Here is a 21725-nt window from a genome sequence, read left to right as displayed (position 1 = left end):
GGCTACCGCTCAAAATTGATAGGCGGGAAAATAACACCGCCATAACAAGATGGAAATAACTTGTTCCGCTTTGTAATTATCTTTGTTTTAAAATAAGAGCTGAAACGATTCAGTTAAAAAGTAATAGGCGAGAAAATACATAAGAACTGTTGCCCCACGGGGGGAAGTCACTAAAACCTTAACGCTATTTTTGCTATTAAAAGAAGGGAGGCATTTATTGGAGATAAATAACTCGCGCTAACTTTAGTTTTAAAACTAAAGTTATTTCCCGCAAAACTTACTTTCGAATTCAGCTTGCGGCAATGGGGGAGAGAAATAATAACCCTGACCAAAGATAATATTGTTTTCCAGCAGCCATTGGCGCTGCTCGTTGGTTTCGACGCCTTCGGCAATCAGTTGAATATCCATGGCTTTACCGATGGAAGCCACAATGTTCACCATCACATCATCCTCTGGCAGCACGTTGATAAAGCTGCGGTCGATTTTGATGACATCAATTGGCAAGCTGCGCAGGCGATTAAGATACTCCAGCCCGGAATAGCCCAGGCCAAAATCATCCAGCTCAATAGAGACGCCGGCGGCGCGCAATTCACTTAACAGGATTAAAGCGCGATCCAAATCCTCAATGCGCGCCGTTTCGGTGATTTCTAACACCAGTTGGCCCGGATTGATTTTATAACGGCTGAGCAAACTGCGCAGTTCAGGTAAGAAATTTCGCTGCTGGATTTGAATTCCAGACAGGTTAACCGACAGCGGCAGAGTAATTCCCCTCTGCTGCCAATCCGCCAAAATGCCGCAGCCTAATTCCAGCACTTTATAACCCAACAGCCCCATCACGCCTATTTCTTCCGCCAGCACGATGAAATCACTCTCCAGCCCATAACTGCCGTCCACCATTCTGCGCCGCAGCAGGGCTTCGGCCCCCATCACTTTGCCGGTCTGCATATTGAACTGGGGCTGAATAAACAGGATGAAGTCGTTTTGGCCGACGGCGTGCAGGATTTCGTTTTCCTGTAATAGCCGTTTTTGAATTCGGTCGGTCAGCTCTGGCTCGAAGAACAGAATCTGATTTTTGCCTTGTTGGTAGGCGGAAACGCGCGCCGCGCGGGCATTCGCCATCAACTGCGTGGCGGTCACTGGCGCTTCACCATCAAAATGCACAATGCCGATACTGCCCGTCGGGTGCAGCGCCAGCGGCGTGACATCGCTCTGCTGCGGGGCATTGATGCGCTCCATAATATGGCGCGCCAGCCGCATCGCCATAAAAGGGCGGGGAATGTCACTCGCCAGCAAGGCCAGCTCGTTGTAACTCAGCCTTGCCAGCACGCAGTTGGCAGGCAGCACGTCAATAATAGCGTTAATCAGCGGGCAGCTCAGATGGCCATCGTCGCGCAGGCTTTCAATACCAATCAGCAGCAGATGGAAATCTTTCTCCTTCGTCGTGGCGTTCAGCCGCATCTGCAATTGCGCCATAAACTGCGCTTCATTGTTTAACGAGCTGTCGGTCGTCGAGGTGATGTCCTGCATCTTCTGCTGCATTTTAAGCAGATGCTGCTGATTGCGGTTATAACTGCGGATCAGCATACCAAACTCATCATCCTCGTGGCGTGGGGGCAGAGCCAGCTGATGGCTGCAAATTTCGTTTTCAGGCAGGGATTCCAACTCTCGCGCAATGGCCCGCAAGGGTTTTACCACCAGACGATTCACGCACCAGCTCACAGAAATAGTCAAAATCAGCGCCAGCAAGAGATAAGTCGTCAGCATGGTGGAGAGCGCGCTGATGATGAACTGGTACATCCGATAGGAGTCGGCTTGCAGCACTAAATACGCTAAAGGTTTGGGATCTTTCGGGCTGGCCGCCGCCGAATAGAGCGGCACGGAAATCTTCACCGGCAGGTTAAAACCGCGAGTGATCCATTCAGGCACGGGGCGGCCCGCGGGGAAATTAGTATGCAGCGCGGCAATTTCATTGGGCATCACCACGTCAGCGCGGCTGAGAATACCTACCGGACGCAGGGTATTGAGAATGTCTTGTGTTTCATTCAGGTTGACATCAAGCACCGCCTGAGAAAGCGGCTTTCTCACTGAATGCGCAATATTTTCAAGCTGTTGGGCGTAATCCTCCCTCCGCTGCTGCACAAAGTGAAACAGTTGGATGAGGATAAAAATACAGATAGTGATCACCGCAACGGTGGATACCGCCGCCATCTGTTTAATAGTTAATGAACGCCTGACCCGCAACCTAATTCTCCATGACTTGCCAACCTGATCAACCCGCCTATCCTAACAGTGCAAACGGGGGAACAATAGCTTGGCGCAGTATACCTGATAAGCCCCCTTTCTCATGCCTTAAGCGAGGGTTTTATGCATTAAAATTCTCTTTTTATATCAAAGAATAATAGTGACTTAATCCCTGAAGGGTTCATGGTATCCCTATTATAAATAGTTAATATTAATCGCCTTAGCCATGCGGCGGCTAATAACGTGAGCAAAATCGGCTATTAGTCTAACGCGGGGGATACCAAAGGGGTTAGTGTGCTATATAGGCAGTGAAAAACGAGATGAATGAATGGTTCAGCAGCAAACAATAGCAGAACACGCCTAAGTCACTGTTTAACATTGAGTTACTTTGAAATCGGCATATTTGAGGCAGATGCATATTTTTCGTAAATACTGGTTCAAACTGTACGATAACTGTTACATTAAGATTATTCCTACGTCATAAATAATCTAGATTTTAACTAAGACATTCTGAAAATAGTGGCTTTAAGCAGGGAAGTCTTACGCCTAATACCTCTTATAACAAAATTCCTATCAGGCAAAATATATGAATAATTATGACGACATTAAGCGTTTCATGGAAAAATCAAAAACAGAAGACATTGATTATAAAGAAATAAATGCAAAGTCGATGGGCAACGGCATTACCAGCTCGATGAATAAATGGACATTGATTAAGCAGATTTCCTCTGGCGATGAGCCTCAGGGGGCGCTGGACAATGGCCGCACCACCCAGCCCACGCCACAGCCGGTGAACCGGGAAGAGTTCAAAAACCTTGCACCCGTCGCGCATAAAGCCGAGATCCCATCGCCGATCTCCGCGAGCATTGCCAATGCTAAAGCCGAGCCTAAAAATGCCTCGCCCGACATCGTTAGCTCGTCGATTGTCCCCGCAGGAATGAATATTCTGGACACGCTGCGCGCCGCCCTGCCGGAGCCTGATGCCGCGCCGCCGGTCGCGCAACCGCTTGCACCTCAGGCCGCCTCACCTTTCGCTGCCAGCCAAGCCCCTGCGGCTGCCACACAGCATAAAGAGGCAGGCAGCCAATTTCGCCAAATGTTTAAACAAAAAGCGCCGCAGCGCGAGGAGAACACTCTGCCTCGCGACACGCCGCTTCAACCCTTGTTAGAGATGATTGCCTCATGCCGTTAGTTTGTGTGTGTTCCCCAAAAGGCGGGGTCGGTAAAACCACGGTCGCGTCGAATCTGGCGTATTCACTTGCCCGCAGCGGCAGCAAAGTGCTGGTTATCGATTTCGACGTACAGAACGCCCTGCGCCTGCACTTTGGCGTGCCCATCTCTGACACACGCGGCTTTGTCGCTGGCTCAGGGAATGAATCCGACTGGAGCCAGTTCATCCTCAAAGCCGGTTCAAACACTTTCGTGCTGCCTTACGGCGAAGTCACCGAAGAGCAGCGGATGGAGTTCGAGCAGCAGTTAACCCTCGATCCCCACTTCCTGCAGCGCGGTCTGAATACCGTGCTGAACTATCCAGGCTTGGTGATTATTGCTGATTTCCCTCCCGGCCCAAGCCCGGCGTTGAAAGCCGTGCAGGCGCTGGCCGATCTCCACGTGGTGGTGATGCTGGCGGACACGGCGTCGCTGTCGTTATTACCTTTGATGGAAAAAAATCGGCTGATTGGCACACCTTTGAATAATAAAAAAGGTGAGTATTACGTTGTGAATCAAAGTGACAATCGCCGGACACTAAGCCGCGACGTCACCCAATTCTTCGAGCAGCGTTTGAATGAACGCTTGTTAGGCACCATCCACAGGGATGAATGCGTGCCAGAGGCCAATGCCTCGCAGCGATCGATTATTGATTTCAGCCCGGTATCGGCTTCGGCCTTTGATATTGAACTGATCAGCAAAAAAGTCGCCGCTATTTTAGGGATCAAAGTCGGTGATGGGGAATTACATGCCTCTCCAAAACCAGATAATTATTAATAGCTCCAGCAGAAAGCGATCCTAAAAGCGATGAATAAATTCCTATTCTCCCTGCTCGTACTTCTTTTACTGCCCGTTGCGGCAGTTATTATCATTACCCCTATGGATAGCCAGAAACAGTATATTTTTGGCTTAATCAGTATCGGCCTGTTATTTATTCTGGGTCGAATCAAACACCGCCGCATTTCTATTGTGCTGGTCATTCTGTCGGTACTGATGTCCACCCGATATATCTACTATCGGGCCACTGAAACCCTGCATTTCAACTCCACTATTGAAACCATTTTGGGCCTGGGCCTATTCTTGGCGGATATTTATGTCTGGGTGGTCTTAATGCTGGCCTATTTACAGACCATGTGGCCATTGAATCGCACCATCGAACCTCTGCCTGCCGACATGTCGTTATGGCCGACGGTAGATATTTATATCCCGAGTTATAACGAAAGTTTGGACGTGGTGCGCGATACCGTGCTGGCGGCACAATGCATTGATTATCCACAGGATAAGCTGAAAATTTATCTTTTGGATGACGGCAAGCGCGATGAATTTGCGGTGTTCGCCGCCGACGTCGGCGTGGGTTATATCACCCGTAATAATAATGCCCATGCCAAAGCCGGCAATTTAAATAATGCGATGAAATTAACCCGTGGCGAGCTTATTTGTATTTTCGACTGCGACCACGTGGCGACCCGGGTCTTTTTACAGGCCACCGTGGGCGGTTTCCTGAAAGACGAAAAATTGGCGCTGGTGCAGACTCCGCACTATTTCTACTCCCCCGACCCTTTCGAGCGCAACCTGTCAATTGGCCGCAATATTCCCAAAGAAGGCTCGCTGTTTTACGGCCCAATTCAGAAAGGAAATGACAATTGGAACGCCACCTTCTTCTGCGGCTCCTGCGCGGTTATTCGCCGCAGCGCGCTGGATGAAATTGGCGGTTTTGCCGTAGAAACCGTCACCGAAGATGCCCATACCGCGCTGAAAATGCAGCGTCTGGGCTGGAAGTCGGCCTTCTTGGCTATTCCGCTGGCCGCTGGCTTAGCCACCGAGCGACTGGGCCTGCACGTCATCCAGCGTACCCGCTGGGCGCGCGGCATGACGCAAATCCTGCGCATGGATAATCCATTGTTTGGTCTCGGGCTGACCTTCCCACAGCGCCTGTGCTACCTGAACGCGATGATAAGCTTCCAGTCCGGTTTGCCGCGCGTGGTGTTCCTGACCGCGCCGATCGCCTTCCTGCTGTTCAACCTAAATATCATTGCCTCTTCTTCGAGCCTGATTTTTGCCTACGCCCTGCCGCATTTGGTGATGTCGATTTATATGAACTCGCGGCTTAACGGCAAATTCCGCTACTCCTTCTGGGGCGAGGTGTATGACACCGTCATGGCCTTCCACCTGATTATCCCTACCCTGCTGACGCTGGTTTCGCCGAAAAGAGGCAAATTCAACGTAACGGACAAAGGCGGGCTGCTCGACAACGGCTTCTTCGATTTCCACATCGTTAAGCCGCACATCATCGCGCTGACGCTGATGCTGATGGGCATCGGCTGGGGGCTTATTCGCGTGGTGTTCCACAACTATTTTGATGTCGATCCGAGCGTCATCGCGCTTAACGTGGCGTGGGGCAGCTTTAGCGTGCTGATCCTGCTGGCGGCCATCGCCGTGGCGAAAGAGACGCGTCAGGTGCGCAAAACCATTCGCGTCGAAGCCGCCATTCCGGCCATTATTCACTACGCCAATGGCATCTCCCTGCGCACCCAAACCATTGATATGTCGATGGGCGGCGTGCAGTTGGTGACGCCGGACGAGCGTTATATCAATGAAGAGATTGAAGAGGTGGAAATCCAGCTGGCCTCGGGCGCAGAGAGCTTCCCGGTCAGCCAAATCAGCGCCAATAAAGACCGTATCCGCCTGCAATTTGAAAATCTGCCGCTGGACAAACGCCGTGAGCTGGTGCGCGTGGTGCTGTCGCGCGCCGATGCGTGGATTGGCGATGAATACCCGCAAGACCGCCCACTGCACTCGCTATTTGGCATTGTGCGTTGCGTCTTTGACCTGTTCTTCGGCACCTGGCGCGAGCGCCGCGCCAAAAACAAGCTGCAAAAATCAGCCACTAAGAGTGAGGCAGCATGAAGTCATTACCTCATAAATCAACAGCTTCTGGGTTCTATCGCCGCGTATCCCAAGGCGTGCTGCTGGCCTTAGGCATGCTGCCGCTGGCCCAAACCAACGCGGAAGAGGCCCCGCCGGCCGCCAACGCTGACGCCAGCGCCCTGCCTGCTGCCCCCTCGTGGATGCCACCCGCACCGGCGGCATCCGCCGTGGAAACCGCGACGCCGCTGCCGGACGTCCCTGCACCTGTTGAAACCGCTCCTGCGCCCGTCGAAGTCACGCCAGCTCAGGTAGAAACAGCGCCTGCGGCCATGGTTCAGCCCTTCGCCAACAGCATCAGCGTGGCCGATATGGGCCAGAAAAACGGCTTAACCCTGAGCGGCGGTCAGCTACAGTCGGGGATTATTTTCACCCTGCCGACCGATCAGGTGATAACCAACGCCAAGCTTTCACTGGCTTTGAAAATCTCCCCGGCGCTGATTGCCCGCAATACCACGCTAGAGCTGATGCTCAACGGCCAGCCGCTGGGCAGCCTGCCGCTGAGTGAAGAGAGCAGCGCCGGCGACCTGTTCGAGCTGGATATTCCGTCAGCCATGGTGGTGTCGCGCAACAACCTCAGCTTCCGCGTGCATGACAACAACACCATGGCCTGTGAGAAGGACCAGTCGGACAAGTATTGGGTCCAAGTGCGGCCTACCTCGCATCTCAATCTGGAAGGCCAGCAGCTGAATATCGGCCGCGACCTCGGCAAGTTCCCGCGCCCGTTCTTCGACGCCCTGCAGATGCAAGAATCCATCGTGCCGATGGCTTTCACCTCGTCGCTACAGCCGCAGGATGTCAGCGCGGCGGCGATGGTCGCCTCCTATTTGGGCGTGTTGTCAGACTATCGCGGCGTGGATTTTCCGGTGGTGCTGAATGATTTACCCCAGCAAAGTGGCATTATCTTTGGCAAGCCGGGGGATAAAATCGGCTCGCTAACGCTGCCTGTCAGTCAGGGGCCGCGCATTCAACTAATTGATAACCCAAACAATCCGGTCTACAAACTGCTGCTGATCACCGGCAATGACGAAAACCAACTGCGCCAGGCCGCCTATCGTCTGATTAGCGCCCCGCTTCCGGCCAATACCGAATATCTCGACGTCACCCAGCAGACCATTCCGGCGCGCCAGCCTTACGATGCGCCGCACTGGATTGACACCACGCGCCCGGTCACGCTGGGCGAACTGGTTGCCCGTGACCAAAATCCGCTGACCGCCACCGGCATTTACCATAATGAAATCCACGTTCCGTTCCGCGCCGCGCCGGACCTCTTTATGTGGGATGGGCACACCATTCCGGTGAAAATCGATTACCGTTTCCCAACGGAAAACTGGATTGATGAAGATAACTCGCAGCTCAATGTGTCGATTAACGGCACCTTCCTGCGCAATCTGACGGTGAATAAAGTCGGCCTGCTGGAGAACGTCTGGCGGCGCATTGGCTTCGACAGTCGCCAGGAGAGCTACAACCTACAGCTTCAGCCGTACCTGATTTACGGTGATAACCAGCTGGCGTTCTACTTCGACATTCAGCCGAAAAAAGACGCGCCGTGCAGCATCACGAGCAGCGACAACATTAAGAGCCGCATCGACCCCAACTCTTACATCGATCTGAGCAACAGCTACCACTTTGCCCAGCTGCCTAACCTCTCTTACTTCGTCGGCGCGTCCTTCCCTTTCTCCAAACAGGCTGACTTCGCCGACACGCTGATGCTGCTGCCAGAAACGCCGTCGGCCGGGGAGGTTCATACCCTGCTGAACATGGCGGCGCGCGCGGGCAATGCCACGGGCGTGCCGGTCAATCACGTGGAAGTGGCTTTTGGTTTGAAAGACAATGAGCAGGATAACCCGCTGTTTGATCGAAATATTTTAGCTATTAGCACGCTGGGTGATTCGCCGTTTAATCAGCAATTGCTGCACGACTCGCCGTTTGTCATCAACAACAGTTCGCTAAGTGTGAAAACGCCGAGCCAGTGGCAAAGCGTGCTCGATGCCCTGACCGGCGACTGGTATCGCCAGCCTCTGGATGCTGACCGTTATCTCTCTTCAACGGGCGCGTGGCGCGGCTTTGCCAGTTATCGCTCGCCCTGGTCGCCGTCCCACGTGGTGGTGGTTGCCACCGGCACCGATGACCAGCAGCTGTTGAAAATCCACAGTGACCTTAAATCCTCGAAGATTAACGCCGGGGTGCGCGGCGATTTAGCCATTGTTACGGATGAAAACGGCATTCGCAGCTTCACCGTCGGCAAGCAGTTCCCGGCCGGGCAGATGCCGTGGTACATGATGGTCATCTGGTACGCCAGCTCGCATATCGTGATCTTGTCGCTTATCACCGTGGGTATCTCCCTGCTGCTTGGCCTCAGCCTGTATGTCCTGCTGGCAAGGCACGCGGCGAAGCGTCTCGGTAAGAAGTCGGCACAATGAACATAACAATAACAATGATATCTGACTCGGCGATCACCGGAGTTAACCATGAAAAACAATAAGCTATCTCTGGCGGTGTTCAGGGCGATTTATCTGGTAGGGATCGCCGGACTGGGAAGTGCTGCGCTGGCAGCCCATGCGGCGGACACCTCAAATCCGGCGCTGAAAGCCTTGTTCGATCAGGCGGCCTATTGGCACGATCGCGCCCACGATGATTTAGCCAAAGACGCGCTGAACAAAGTGCTGCTGGTTGACCCGAATAACGCGCAGGCGCTCTATTTGATGTCGCTCTATTCCCTGCAAAGTGGCGATAAGGCCGCCGCCAACCAGTGGCGGGACAAGCTGGGCGCCGTGTCGCCGCAGGATCCGCGTCTTGCCTCGCTAAGCAATGCGAAAGCCGTGCAATCTATTCCCCCGGCCCAGCTGGCCGCCGCACGGCAGATGGCGACGCAGGGCAATATCAGCGGCGCGCTGACGGCGTACCGCACGCTGTTCAATGGCGATCAGCCGCTGGACAGTCTGGCGAACGAATATTACCTGACCATGGCGGGCGACAAGTCACTGCAACCTCAGGCGATTCAGGGTTTGCAACAGCGCGTGGCCCAGCATCCTGAAGATGCCACGGCGCGCCTCGCGCTCGGCAAAGTGCTGACTTATCAAGAATCTACCCGCCGCGACGGCATTAATCTGCTCGGCAGCATGGCGGCCAATAGCCCGGAGGCCGATCGCTCATTGCGTCAGGCGTTATTGTGGATGGTGCCGCGCGAAAGCGACCGCGAGCTGTATCAGGGTTATCAGGCGCGTCACCCCAATGACACCAGCGTGATGGCCTACTTCCAGAAGAATATTGGCGGCGCGGCGAAAAGTCAGGGGTTCGATGAGCTGAATAGTGGCAATGTTAATGATGCCAAAACCCGGTTCGAGACCGTCTTAAATGGCAATCCTAACGATGCCGATGCCCTCGCCGGGCTGGGTTATATCGCGCAGCGCAACGGCGATTTTGCGGCGGCGGCGGATTACCTCTCCCGCGCGGCGCAACAGGGCGGCACCAACAGCGCCCAGTTGGCGACGCAGGCGCAGGACTCGCAGTTTTATGCCCAACTGAGCAAAGCCAAAAATGACGCCGGAGCGGGCAATTTCGACGCCGCGCTGGCCAGCGTCACGCCGCTGACCCAGGCCGGTGGCGACAAAGGGCTGTCCGCCAGCCTGCTGCGCGCCGACATTTTGCGCCGCAAAGGGGATCTGGCCGCCGCCGAGCAGCAGTACAGCCAGCTGGGTGACAATCCCGATGCCCGCGCGGGGCTGTACTACGTTTTACGCCAGCAGAATAAAACTGCCGAGGCCAATCAGGTACTGCAAACCCTGCCGACCGCGCTGCGCAATAAGCTGCAACCTCCGGCGGTGGCTGACGTCATCGAGCCAATGCGCCGTCAGGCCGCGCAGGCCGTCGCCAACAACGACCCGCAGCGCGCCCTGATGATTCTGCAACAGGCGCGCGAGAGGCAGCCGAACAACGTCTGGGTGAAGCTGGACATAGCGCGCATTCTGCAAAAACAGGGGCAAACCGCGCAGGCGCAGTCACTGATGGCGGGCGCGAATCAGCCGGGCGCGGGGGCCACCGAGCTGTATGCCGCTGCCCTGTTCGCTTCAGAAACCCAAAACTGGTCCAGCGCCAGCGCCCTGTTGGCGCGCATTCCGCGAGCCAGACAGACCACCGCCATGCGTGAACTGGGCCAACGGGCGAATTTCAATCAGCAGATGGCTTCGGCAGAAAGCTACTTACGCCAAGGGGATAGCGCTGCCGCCGCCAACACCCTTCGCGCCTTAGCGCAGAACCCGCCGTCGGCCCCTGCCGATGCGGGCGTGCTGGCGAAGAACTTAGCCGCCACCGGGCAAATTCCGCTGGCGGTGCAGGTTGTGCGCCAGAATATGCGTCAGGGCGTGCAGGGCAATGCCGGAGACTATGCCGACCAAATCACCGTACTGAATCAGGCGGGGCTGAGCGGCGAGGCGCAGGCATTCCTGCAAAACCCTCAGATTCAGGCCAGCTCGACACCAACGGAAATGGCCGGTATGCGCAACGGCTTTGTGATTAATCAGGCCGACGACCTGCGCGAGCAGGGCCAGTACGCGGCGGCTTACGACAAGCTGGTTGTCGCCCTGCAGGCCGATCCGCAAAACCGCGACCTGATGCTGGCGATGGCCCGTCTATACCAGTCCGGCAAAATGAATAAACAGGCCGGTCAGGTTTATAACTACCTGATGAGCAACGATACGCCGACGCAGGACGCCAGGGTGGGTGCGATTAACATCGCGCTGGCCGAAGGCGACACCTCGCGGGCGCAGCAATTGATGAACGGTTTAACCGGCCCGCGCACCCCAGAGCGACTGCTGCTGGCGGCGCGAGTGGCCGAAGCCGAAGGCGACCATCAGCAGGCGCTGGCGCTGCTGCGTTCGGCGAAAGGCAAGATGATTGGGCTGGAAGGCGCTGACGGCGGCTCGTCGCAGATCGCCGGTTTGCAACTGAGCGACAACCCGTTCATCAACCGTTCTACCCGCACCTCGCGCAGCACCACGCAGTCGGTGTATGGCACGGTGATGCCGTGGCAGCAGTCGGACCAAACGGCTTCCACCAGCACGGCGCCTCTGCCGGGTGCGACGCCGACCGCCGTGGTTCAGCGCAACGCTACTGAAAAGCAGATCGACGACATGCTCGACCAGCTGCAAGACAGAACCGCCAACTGGGTACAGGGCGAACTGTCGGTGCGCGGGCGCGATGGGGAAAGTGGTCTGAGCCAGTTGACCGAGGCCAAAGCGCCGATGAGCTTCTCCTTCGTGCCGTTTGACTCGTCGCGCGTCACGCTGGGGGTCACGCCGGTCACGCTGGACGCCGGTTCAAGCAGCGACAGCGCCAATAATCGCTTTGGTACTGGCGCGCTGCACGGCGAGCTCAGCCCGCTGGCTCAGGCGCAGCAAAATGCCTCCAATACCCCGGCCTCGCCGTCGCAGTACATTGCCAAAGAGTCCTCGGGTTCACAGAGTGAATCCGGCGTCGAGCTGAACGCCGCGCTGAGTGGCGATAACTACAAAGTGGACGTCGGCTCCACGCCGCTGGGTCAGGATTTAACCTCGCTGGTCGGCGGCGCACAGTGGGCGCCGAAACTAGGCGACTTCACCACCCTGACCGTGACCGCCGAGCGCCGCGCCGTCAACGACAGCCTGCTCTCTTACGTCGGCACCCGAGATGCCTACACCGGCGACAAGTGGGGGCAAGTCACCAAAAACGGCGGCAGCGTCAATTTATCCTATGACGACGGCGACGCCGGTTTCTATGCCGGTGGCGGCTACTACAGCTATCTGGGCGACCACGTCACCTCGAACAAGGCGGTTAACGCCAACGTCGGTTTATATATCCGACCTTATCGTTATGACGACCGCGAGCTGAAAACCGGGGTAAACGTCGGCTATATGAATTTCGACAAAAACCTCAGCTACTTCAGCTATGGTCAGGGTGGCTACTTCAGCCCGCAAAACTACGTCAGCGTGTCATTCCCGGTGGAATACACCCAGAAATATAACGATTGGGACCTGAAGCTCAGCGGCTCGGTCGGCTATCAGTCTTACACTCAGGACGAAAGCCCGTACTTCCCGGAAGACGCAAACCTGCAAAGCCAGTTGGAACAGCTGGTTGCCGATGGCAAAGCGCAGGAAGCCTTCTACTCCGGCGGCTCGAAAAACGGCATCGGCTGGAACGCGGGTGTCGGCGGCAACTACCACCTGAACAAAAATATGCAGATTGGCGGGCAAGTGGGCTATGACACTTTCGGCGACTACAATGAAAGCAAAGCTCAGCTCTACTTCCGCTATCTTATGGGCCAGAATTGATCTCAGTGATGGAAAAAACCATGCAACAACAAGACTATACACGGGTCGAGCAGCAGTATTATCGCCAGCGTAAACAGACGTCTGGCTGGCAAAATCTGGTGCAGGTGCTGTTCTCAGGGATCCTTTCCTCAGCGGATGATGAAGACGGGCGACGCTTTCTGGCACTGATGGGCAGCAATTTAGCCAGACAATATCCTCTTCCGACGGCGGCCACATTGGGTGAGCTGGAAGACCAGCTCAATCAGCTGCTCGGCCAGTTCGACTGGGGCGTGGTGAAGATTGAGGCGACCAACCAGCAGCTGACGCTGGCCCATATCGCCTGGCCTGCGGCCCCGCAGGGCAGTGATGAGGCCCTGTGGCAAATCGCGCTGGTTGCGGTACTGGAAGGGGCATATGGCGAATGGCTACTGGCCCAGGGCGGGCAGGCTTCGGTATCACTCCGCTGGCAGGAAAGCGGCCGTGAAGGTGTGCTGCTTTTCCGTTATCAAAATGGATTGTAAGGAATTTTTATGTTGTCAGTTCGGGCACGTCGCCTGCTGTTGTGGCTTGGCGTTTTCTGCTCGCTGGTTTCAGCGACGCTGTTTTCAACGGCTGTAATGGCACAGAACAGTGGCTGGTCGCAGAGCAATGGCTGGTTAGAGTATAAAAGCCGATTTCTGCTGGCCGACGGGCGCATTGCCGACACCGCCAACAAAGGCGTGAGTCATACCGAGGGGCAGGGTTTCAGCATGCTGCTGGCGGTGTACAACAATGATCAGGGGACCTTCGACCAGCTGTGGCAATGGGCCAATAAGAACCTTTATCGCAAGGATATTGGCCTCTATTCGTGGCGCTATGACCCAAATGCCACTCCCAAAGTAGCGGACAAGAATAACGCCTCTGATGGCGATACCTTAATGGCCTGGGCGCTGCTGCTGGCGGGCGATCGCTGGCATGACCCGCGCTACACGCAGGCTTCGGACAAACTCCAGTCGGCGCTCATCAAGAAAACGGTGATCGACTACGCCGGATATAAAGTGATGCTGCCGGGCGTTTCGGGCTTTAACCAGACCAGCTCGATAACCCTCAACCCGTCCTATTTCCTGTTCCCCGCGTGGCAGGCGTTTTACCAGCACAGTCATTTGAAAGTGTGGAAAGATCTCGATGAAAGCGGCGTCGCGCTGCTCGGCAAGATGACCTTTGGCGAACTGCGTTTGCCGACCGACTGGGTGACGCTGCAAGCCGACGGCACTCTGCTACCCTCGAGCAAATGGCCGCCGCGCTTTAGCTACGACGCGGTGCGCATCCCGCTCTACCTCGGCTGGGCACACGCTGGTAGCCCTGGGCTCGCGCCTTATATCCAGTGGTGGCAGAAATCACCACGCGACGCCACGCCTGCCTGGGTTGACGTCATGACCGGCACCAAGGCGGAGTACAATATGTCCCCCGGCCTGCTGGCAATCCGCGATTTCACCATGGCAAATCGCAGCGCCATCAGCCCCGACCTCGCACCAAAAGATGACTACTACTCCTCGACCCTGCAACTGCTGGCTTGGTGGGCGAGTCAGGGGAAATAATTGTATAAATGCAATGGATTGGCTGAGTATCCATTGCATATTTAATATGATTTGGACGAAAAAAAGCCCGCAATCGCGGGCTTTTTGATTTTCAGCAAAGGAGTCGAAGCCGGTTGTTAGGCCACGGTTTGCGTCTGGCCGTTTTCGTCTTGGTCGACGGCGAAGCAGGCCACCAGCTGGTCGCCGTACTGTTTGAGCTGCGGCTGGAACTGCTTGCAGGTGCTGAAGGCGCGGCGGCAGCGGGCGTTGAACGCGCAACCGGCCGGTGGGTTCAGCGGGCTTGGCAGTTCGCCGGTCAGCTTGATGCGCTCGCGGCGTTCATCCGGATTCAGGCGCGGCGTGGCGGAGAGCAGCGCTTGGGTGTACGGATGGCGCGGATTGTTGAAGATGGCGTCTTTCGAGCCTTTCTCCACGCAACGGCCGAGGTACATCACCATCACTTCGTCGGCGATATGCTCTACCACCGACAGGTCATGCGAAATGAAGACGTAAGACAGACCGAGGTCTTTCTGCAAGTCCATCATCAAGTTCAGCACCTGCGCGCGCACCGAGACGTCCAATGCAGAAACTGGCTCATCGGCAATCACCACGTCCGGGTCTAACATCAGACCGCGGGCAATGGCGATACGCTGACGCTGGCCGCCGGAGAACATGTGCGGATAGCGGTCGTAATGCTCGGTTTTCAGGCCCACTTTGGCCATCATTTCGAGGGCTTTTTCGCGGCGCTCTTTGGCTGACAGCTTGGTGTTGATCAGCAGCGGCTCTTCGAGGATCTGCCCGACTTTCTTACGCGGGTTCAGCGATCCGTAAGGATTCTGGAACACGATTTGGATCTTCTGGCGGCGCAGCTTTTCGGCCGTGGCGTCTGGCTTGAGCAAATCCTGACCGCGATAGTAAAGCTCACCGCCGGTGGGGATTTCAATCATGGTCAGCAGGCGGCCCAGCGTGGACTTACCACAGCCAGACTCGCCCACCACTGCCAGCGTTTTGCCGCGTTCGAGGTCAAAAGAGACGCCGTCGAGGGCTTTCACCGTGCGCTCAGGAGCAAACAGCCCCTTCTTCACCGGATAGTGTTTCTTCAGGTCAATCGCCTGCAGCAGCGGCTCTGACTTCACAGAATTATCATGACTCATAGGTTGGTCTCCCGGCATCATCGAGCGGGTAGTGGCACTTCGACTGGCGTCCATTGCTCAAGTCGCGCAGTGCAGGTTCTTCTTTACGGCAGCGATCGTTAGCATACGGGCAGCGCGGGTTGAGCAGGCAGCCGTTCGGGCGGTCATATTTACCCGGCACGACGCCCGGTAATGACTGCAAACGGGCCTTGTCCGCCGCAAATTCCGGCAGGGAACGCAACAGGGCTTGGGTGTACGGGTGGCGCGGCGCGCGGAAAATTTCCGAGGCGCGGGCTGATTCCACCACCTGCCCGGCGTACATCACGATGATGTGCTGCGCGGCCTCGGCAACCAGTGCCAGGTCGTGCGTGATCAGCATCAGCGCCATGTTCTCTTTCTGTTGCAGCTCCAGCAGCAGCTCAATGATCTGCGCCTGAATGGTCACGTCGAGCGCGGTGGTCGGCTCATCGGCAATCAACAGTTTTGGACGGCAAGCAATCGCCATGGCAATCATCACGCGCTGGCTCATGCCGCCCGAAAGCTGGTGCGGATAAACATCAAGGCGTGAAGCGGGATCAGGAATGCCCACCAGCGTCAGCAGGTCAATAGTGCGCTGACGACGCGTTTTGCGGTTGCCGCCCTGATGCACCTTGATGGCTTCCATGATCTGGAACCCTACGGTGTAGCACGGGTTGAGGCTGGTCATCGGGTCCTGGAAAATCATCGCGACTTCGGCACCGACAATCTGACGACGCTCTTTTTCGCTCATTTTTTGCAGGTCGCGACCACCAAACTCAAGCGTCTCAGCCATCACTTTGCCGGGGAAGTCGATCAACCCCATCAGCGCCAGTGAACTGACGGATTTACCCGAGCCGGACTCGCCAACAATGCCGACCACTTCGCCCTGTTTAACGCTGTAGCTGATACGGTCAACCGCGCGGAACGGCGTGCCTTCGTCACCAAAGTGAACGGAAAGCTTATCTACGGTCAGCAGGGTTTTGCCAACCGGTACATCTTTAATCAATGTGGTTTCCATCTCTCGTCCCTTACTGCTTGAGTTTAGGGTCAAGGGCGTCGCGCAGACCGTCACCCATCAGGTTAAATGCCAGTACCGTCAACAGAATGATCACGCCCGGGAAGGTCACCACCCACCACGCGCTCTGAGCAAACTGCAATACGTCGGACAGCATAGTGCCCCACTCAGGCGTTGGCGGCTGTGCGCCCATGCCGAGGAAGCCGAGAGCCGCCATATCCAGAATGGCGTTGGAGAAGCCGAGCGAGGCCTGAACAATCAGCGGCGCTAAGCAGTTAGGTAAAATGTTCACAAACATCTGGCGCGTGGCACCGGCACCCGCCACGCGAGAAGCCGTCACGTAATCACGGTTCACTTCGACCAACACCGCAGCGCGGGTCAAACGCACATAGTGCGGCAGGGCGACGAAGGTCAGAGCCAGCGAGGCGTTGACTATCGACGGGCCGAAAATCGCCACCAGTACCAGTGCTAACAGCAGGCTTGGCAGCGCCAGCATGATGTCAACGATACGCATGATAGTGGCGTCAACCACGCCGCCGTAGTAACCGGCGAACAGGCCAAAAATAACGCCAAGGATCAGCGACAGCACTACCACCAGACAGCCGACCAGCAGCGACAGGCGCGCGCCGTACATCAGGCGAGACAGGATATCGCGGCCCACGTCGTCGGTGCCTAACAGGAACTTCCAGCTTCCGCCTTCCTGCCAAACCGGTGGGCGCAGCAGCGCGTCACGGAACTGTTCCGCCGGGCCGTGGGGTGCAATCACGTTAGCGCCAATGGCGATAACCAGCATGATGATGATGTAAACCAGGCCAGTCACGGCCCCTTTGTTGCGCTTAAAGTAGTGCCAGAATTCGCGCATTGGCGGCATCGGCGTCGGCGCTGCCGTCACTATTTCGTTAGCAACGGGCTCTGTAACTTGAGACATAGTGAGCCCCTTATTTTCTGTGGCGAATACGCGGGTTGACCACGCCGTAGAGCACGTCTACCAGCAGGTTAACCACGATAATCAGAATGGCGACCAGCAAGACACCGCCCTGCACGACCGGATAGTCGCGGCGTTGTAATGCATCAATCAACCAGCGGCCGAGTCCTGGCCAAGAGAAGATGGTTTCCGTCAGGATGGCGCCGCCAAGCAGCGTACCGACCTGCAAACCAATGATGGTCACGACGGGCAACAGCGCATTGCGCAGTGCGTGGACCACGATGACGCGCATACGGCTCACGCCTTTGGCACGCGCGGTGCGGATGTAGTCTTCGCCCAGCACTTCCAGCATGGAAGAGCGGGTCATACGTACGATAACCGCCAGCGGGATAGTCCCGAGTACGATGGCAGGCAGGATCATGTGCATCACGGCGTCTTTGAAGTCACCCGGCTCGCCCCAGATTAAGGAGTCGATCAGCATGAAGCCGGTTAACGGCTGGCTGTCATCAAGGAACACGGTGTCGCTTATTCGCCCCGACACGGGCGTGAGGTTAAGATGCACCGAGACCAGCATCACCAGCATGATCCCCCACCAGAAGATCGGCATCGAGTATCCCGTCAATGAGATACCTACGGCGGTGTGGTCAAAGATGGAACCGCGCTTCACCGCTGCCAATACCCCCACGGGTATACCGACGATCACCGCGAAAATCATGGCGCAAATGCCTAATTCCAGCGTGGCTTTGAAACGTGGCACAAACTCCTGCCAAACAGGGACGCGGCTTTTTAACGAGACGCCAAGGTCGCCGTGCAGCACCCCTGTCACATAGTGGAAGTATTGTTGATACAGCGGCTTGTCGAGGCCCATTTCGGCCATCAGCTGTGCGTGGCGCTCAGCAGAAATACCGCGTTCTCCGGCCATGATGGTCACCGGGTCGCCTGGAATCATGTGCACGAAGGCAAAAGTCAGCAAAGTGATGCCGATAAACGTTGGGATAACTAACCCCAGACGTCGGAGTATGAACTGAAACATATCCCGTACTCTCTTGTATAAAATGCCCGGAGAACCGTAGCTCGCCGGGCTTATTGTTAGCTCACATTTATTTCTTTACTAATGGATTCAAGGCTGTAGTGAATGGCCCGCGAACAAGGCGGAGGAGCGCAGCAATCAAGACATACCATTAGGTAGGCGAAGATTGCGAGCACCGCACAACGCGGTTCCCGGGTCATTCAGTAAGCTTTACTCCACAGAAACGTTTTCGAAGTGGTGCTTGCCCAGTGGATCTACCACATAGCCTTTGACTTCTTTGCGCACTGGCTCATAAACGGTGGAGTGAGCCACGATCAGCGCAGGCGCCTGGTCATGCATCACAACCTGAGCCTGTTGGTATAGCGCAGCACGTTTGGCGTGATCGGATTCAGCACGAGCTGGCTGAATCAGGTCTTCAAACGGCTTGTAGCACCAGCGAGAGTAGTTAGAGCCGTCTTTCGCCGCTGCACAGCTGAACAGAGTGGCGAAGAAGTTGTCTGGATCCCCATTGTCGCCGGTCCAGCCCATCATCACTGCCTGATGCTCACCCGCTTTGGCGCGTTTCAGATACTCGCCCCACTCGTAAGTCACGATGTTGGCTTTCACGCCCACTTTCGCCCAGTCAGCCTGAATCATCTCAGCCATGCGGCGAGCGTTCGGGTTGTATGGACGCTGAACAGGCATTGCCCACAGGTCGATGGTGAAGCCGTCAGCGTGGCCAGACTCTTTCAGCAGCTCTTTGGCTTTAACTGGATCGTATGGGTAATCAACGATGTCTTTGTTGTAGCCCCACATAGTTGGTGGGATCAGGTTCTTAGCCGCAGAGCCAGCACCCTGATAAACCGCGTCGATGATGGCTTGTTTGTTCACAGCCATGGTCAGTGCTTGGCGCACTTTCACGTCATCCAGCGGTTTTTTCTCAACGTTGAAGGAGACATAACCCACGTTCAGACCCGGTTGTTGCATCAGGTTGATGGTTTTGTCTTTCTTCATTGCCGCGATGTCAGCTGGGTTAGGGAACGGCATAACCTGACATTCGTTTTTCTGCAATTTGGCATAACGCACAGAAGCGTCAGGCGTGATGGAGAAGACTAAACGGTCGATCTGCGGCTTGGTGCCCCAGTAGCCTGGGAAGGCTTTGTACAGGATGCGGGAGTCTTTCTGGTATTGCAGCAACTGGAATGGACCAGTACCGATTGGGTTCAGGTCGACTTTCTCCGGCGTGCCGGCTTTCAGCATGTTAGCCGCATATTCGCCAGACAGGATTGACGCGAAGTCCATACCCAGGTCAGCCAGGAATGGCGCTTCAGGGCGGTTCAGCACGAACTGCACGGTGTAATCGTCAACTTTGACGATTTTGCTGATCAGGTCAGGCATGCCCATGCCTTCGAAGTATTCATAGCTGCCGCCAGAAACGCCGTGGTATGGGTTGTTTTTGTCTAACTGACGCTCAAAGGAGTAAACCACGTCATCCGCGTTGAAATCGCGAGTAGGTTTGAAATCTTTGCTGTCTTGCCACTTCACGCCTTTGCGCAGGTGGAAGGTGTAGGTTTTGCCATCTGGGGAGATGTCCCACTTCTCAGCCAGACCCGGCTGCAATTCAGTGGTACCAATTTTGAACTCTACCAAACGGTTGTAGATAGGCACGGAGCTGGCATCGTAAGTCGTACCAGAGGTGAACAGCTGTGGGTTAAAGCCTTCAGGCGAGCCTTCAGAACAATAAACTAAAGTTTTGGCTTGGACGCTGGCGGCCACGGTCAGCGCTATCAGGCCCATACTGAATTTCAGTAGCCCTGCTTTACCCAAGGAGATTTTCATCGCTTGTGCTCCATCTATTAATGGTGATGTGGATGTGTGTGTTGTATTTGCAGCTCACGCCCCCCTTTATTTTTTATAGACGGGAGGCTGTGTTGCCCAATTCGCTGCGGAAAGTCTTTCCAGAAAAAGGGAGGAACGCCGAGGAGGCGTTTTCTCAGGCAAAACTCGTAAACTTAGCGTTACAAAAAATTACCGGAAAAATCTTCTGGTCTTACTTCGGGCTATCAATTTGGCAACTCTGATGGATGACGTCAATATAACCAATAGGCATTTACAAAGACTGTGAGTAACAGCAAACAAACATAAAAAAACCTTTCTTTAACATATGCAGGATGAAAGTTCAGTTATATGGCAGAAAGTCAACACATTCACCTACCTAACAGAATCATCTCAGCGCTTTACCCCGTTTTCTTTCGAAAAAAATTTCTTGCCAAATGATGATTATATGAACGGTTATTGGTGTGATCGGGCCATAAGCCAGCGGAAAATGCTGAGGACGGATGAGATAATTTGCCGCGAACGCGCCAGAATAGGGTGCAGATGGACGCCAAAATAGGGCCTTCGCTCTATTTTGGTGCAGAGGGGGAAATAGTGATTGTTTCCGAGTGAAAGAATTTTATTTGCGACATTTTGTTGCATATAGCGACATTATGCCGCAACCTGAGTCTCAGCATGCACACATGAAAAAAGGTGAAATTATGGCAACCAGCATCAGGCTTGATGATGATTTTGTCAGTGAAGTAAAAATCCACGCAGAAGCCACCCATCGCAGTATCCCAAAGCAGATCGAGCATTGGGCGAAAATAGGCCGGATTGCCGAAGATAACCCTGACCTTACCTATCGATTTATTATGGAAACCCTCTTAGCCAAAAGTGAAATTGATAACCACAAGGTAACGCGTTATGTCAGAAGGACAGAGCGGTCAAAGGATTGATACGTTTGAGTCTCATCGTTTCTCAAAGGCATTAAATCGCTTACCGCAACAGCAGCAAGCCGTGGTGGAGGATGAGATTGAGCGCATACAGGACAACCCGACTATCGGCGAGTTAAAGAAAGGGGATTTGAATTACCTGCGGGTGCACAAATTCCAACTCAACAACCAGCTCGCGCTAATAGGCTACAGCTGGGTAGAAGATAAAATTGCACTGTATTTGCTGAGTCTGGATTCTCATGAAAACTTCTATCAGGATCAGAAGAATCATCGGAAGGCTGATTTAAAGCTAATGAAATAGCTCCCAACCTCCTTCGGAGGTTCTCATCCTCATAAACTCCAGACGAAAAAAAACCTGCTTTAAAAAGCAGGTTTTTCAAATGTGGTCGGCGAGAGAGGATTACGCGCATCTACGATGCTTGCCCTACGGGCCGTTGCTAAAGCAACGTGGTCTCGCTGCGCTCGGCTCAAACCTCCTTCGGAGGTTCTCATCCTCATAAACTCCAGACGAAAAAAAACCTGCTTTAAAAAGCAGGTTTTTCAAATGTGGTCGGCGAGAGAGGATTCGAACCTCCGACCCACTGGTCCCAAACCAGTTGCGCTACCAAGCTGCGCTACTCGCCGAATTGGGCCGCA

15 protein-coding genes, 1 tRNA gene and 1 other RNA gene are annotated in these 21725 nt (G+C 55.1%); 9 read left to right on the top strand and 8 right to left on the bottom strand.

The genetic code is table 11. The features are described from left to right. Nucleotides 1–261 precede the first annotated feature (261 nt). On the bottom strand, nucleotides 262–2241 hold the full coding sequence (gene hmsP, locus ACT3RT_RS15240; RefSeq protein ID WP_496203263.1) for a biofilm formation regulator HmsP: 1980 nt from the start codon (nucleotides 2239–2241) through the stop codon (nucleotides 262–264). 586 nt (nucleotides 2242–2827) lie between these two features. On the opposite strand from hmsP, the gene bcsO reads away from it, so the two are divergent. From bcsO to ACT3RT_RS15205, 7 genes are all read left to right on the top strand, one after another. Further along, nucleotides 2828–3433: a cellulose biosynthesis protein BcsO gene (bcsO, locus tag ACT3RT_RS15235; protein WP_496203262.1), complete on the top strand. Its 606-nt coding sequence runs from the start codon at nucleotides 2828–2830 to the stop codon at nucleotides 3431–3433. Beyond that, nucleotides 3424–4227: a cellulose biosynthesis protein BcsQ gene (gene bcsQ, locus ACT3RT_RS15230; protein ID WP_353503692.1), complete on the top strand. Its 804-nt coding sequence runs from the start codon at nucleotides 3424–3426 to the stop codon at nucleotides 4225–4227. Before bcsO ends, bcsQ begins: the two co-directional genes overlap by 10 nt. 30 nt (nucleotides 4228–4257) lie before the next feature. Beyond that, the gene (bcsA, locus tag ACT3RT_RS15225; protein WP_496203261.1) at nucleotides 4258–6357 is read left to right on the top strand and encodes a UDP-forming cellulose synthase catalytic subunit; all 2100 of its coding nucleotides are present in this window, start codon (nucleotides 4258–4260) and stop codon (nucleotides 6355–6357) included. Continuing rightward, the gene (bcsB, locus tag ACT3RT_RS15220; protein WP_496203260.1) at nucleotides 6354–8798 is read left to right on the top strand and encodes a cellulose biosynthesis cyclic di-GMP-binding regulatory protein BcsB; all 2445 of its coding nucleotides are present in this window, start codon (nucleotides 6354–6356) and stop codon (nucleotides 8796–8798) included. The genes bcsA and bcsB overlap by 4 nt, the downstream gene beginning before the upstream one ends. A gap of 48 nt (nucleotides 8799–8846) precedes the next feature. Beyond that, nucleotides 8847–12683 (top strand): cellulose synthase subunit BcsC-related outer membrane protein, encoded by a 3837-nt coding sequence (locus ACT3RT_RS15215; protein ID WP_496203259.1) that lies wholly within the window; start codon nucleotides 8847–8849, stop codon nucleotides 12681–12683. 20 nt (nucleotides 12684–12703) lie between these two features. After that, a complete protein-coding gene (bcsD, locus tag ACT3RT_RS15210) occupies nucleotides 12704–13183 on the top strand; it encodes a cellulose biosynthesis protein BcsD (protein ID WP_396131795.1) in 480 nt (159 codons plus the stop codon). 96 nt (nucleotides 13184–13279) lie between these two features. Continuing rightward, complete coding sequence (locus ACT3RT_RS15205) at nucleotides 13280–14239, top strand: family 8 glycosyl hydrolase (RefSeq protein WP_485903061.1); 960 nt, start codon at nucleotides 13280–13282, stop codon at nucleotides 14237–14239. Between the two features lie 116 nt (nucleotides 14240–14355). On the opposite strand, the gene dppF is transcribed toward ACT3RT_RS15205, so the two are convergent. The 5 genes from dppF to dppA form a co-directional block, all read right to left on the bottom strand. Continuing rightward, entirely contained in the window at nucleotides 14356–15372 is a 1017-nt protein-coding gene (dppF, locus tag ACT3RT_RS15200; RefSeq protein ID WP_034794069.1) for a dipeptide ABC transporter ATP-binding subunit DppF, read from the bottom strand. After that, nucleotides 15362–16387 carry a dipeptide ABC transporter ATP-binding protein gene (gene dppD / locus ACT3RT_RS15195; protein ID WP_353503698.1) on the bottom strand — a complete coding sequence of 342 codons (1026 nt, stop codon included), beginning with the start codon at nucleotides 16385–16387 and terminating at the stop codon, nucleotides 15362–15364. The genes dppF and dppD overlap by 11 nt, the downstream gene beginning before the upstream one ends. 10 nt (nucleotides 16388–16397) lie before the next feature. Further along, the gene (gene dppC / locus ACT3RT_RS15190) at nucleotides 16398–17312 is read right to left on the bottom strand and encodes a dipeptide ABC transporter permease DppC (protein ID WP_485902993.1); all 915 of its coding nucleotides are present in this window, start codon (nucleotides 17310–17312) and stop codon (nucleotides 16398–16400) included. A gap of 10 nt (nucleotides 17313–17322) precedes the next feature. Next, the gene (dppB, locus tag ACT3RT_RS15185; RefSeq protein WP_353503699.1) at nucleotides 17323–18342 is read right to left on the bottom strand and encodes a dipeptide ABC transporter permease DppB; all 1020 of its coding nucleotides are present in this window, start codon (nucleotides 18340–18342) and stop codon (nucleotides 17323–17325) included. Nucleotides 18343–18549: 207 nt separating this feature from the next. Continuing rightward, nucleotides 18550–20157 (bottom strand): dipeptide ABC transporter periplasmic-binding protein DppA, encoded by a 1608-nt coding sequence (gene dppA, locus ACT3RT_RS15180; RefSeq protein WP_353503700.1) that lies wholly within the window; start codon nucleotides 20155–20157, stop codon nucleotides 18550–18552. A 698-nt stretch (nucleotides 20158–20855) separates the two neighbouring features. Here dppA and ACT3RT_RS15175 point away from each other — a divergent pair. Both ACT3RT_RS15175 and ACT3RT_RS15170 read left to right on the top strand, forming a co-directional pair. Then, nucleotides 20856–21092, top strand: a complete 237-nt coding sequence (locus tag ACT3RT_RS15175) for a ParD-like family protein (protein WP_034794079.1) — start codon at nucleotides 20856–20858, stop codon at nucleotides 21090–21092. Continuing rightward, complete coding sequence (locus ACT3RT_RS15170; RefSeq protein ID WP_353503701.1) at nucleotides 21061–21390, top strand: type II toxin-antitoxin system RelE/ParE family toxin; 330 nt, start codon at nucleotides 21061–21063, stop codon at nucleotides 21388–21390. Before ACT3RT_RS15175 ends, ACT3RT_RS15170 begins: the two co-directional genes overlap by 32 nt. An 82-nt stretch (nucleotides 21391–21472) precedes the next feature. On the opposite strand, the gene ACT3RT_RS15165 is transcribed toward ACT3RT_RS15170, so the two are convergent. Beyond that, a non-coding RNA gene (locus tag ACT3RT_RS15165) (RtT sRNA) lies at nucleotides 21473–21601 on the bottom strand. Between the two features lie 35 nt (nucleotides 21602–21636). Continuing rightward, nucleotides 21637–21713, bottom strand: a tRNA-Pro gene (locus tag ACT3RT_RS15160). Between the last annotated feature and the right edge of the window lie 12 nt (nucleotides 21714–21725).

This window comes from Ewingella sp. AOP9-I1-14 (assembly GCF_052375995.1).
GTDB lineage: Bacteria > Pseudomonadota > Gammaproteobacteria > Enterobacterales > Enterobacteriaceae > Ewingella > Ewingella allii.
Note: the sequence above shows the minus strand (reverse complement) of the source record. Positions and strands in the feature narration are given on the sequence as shown.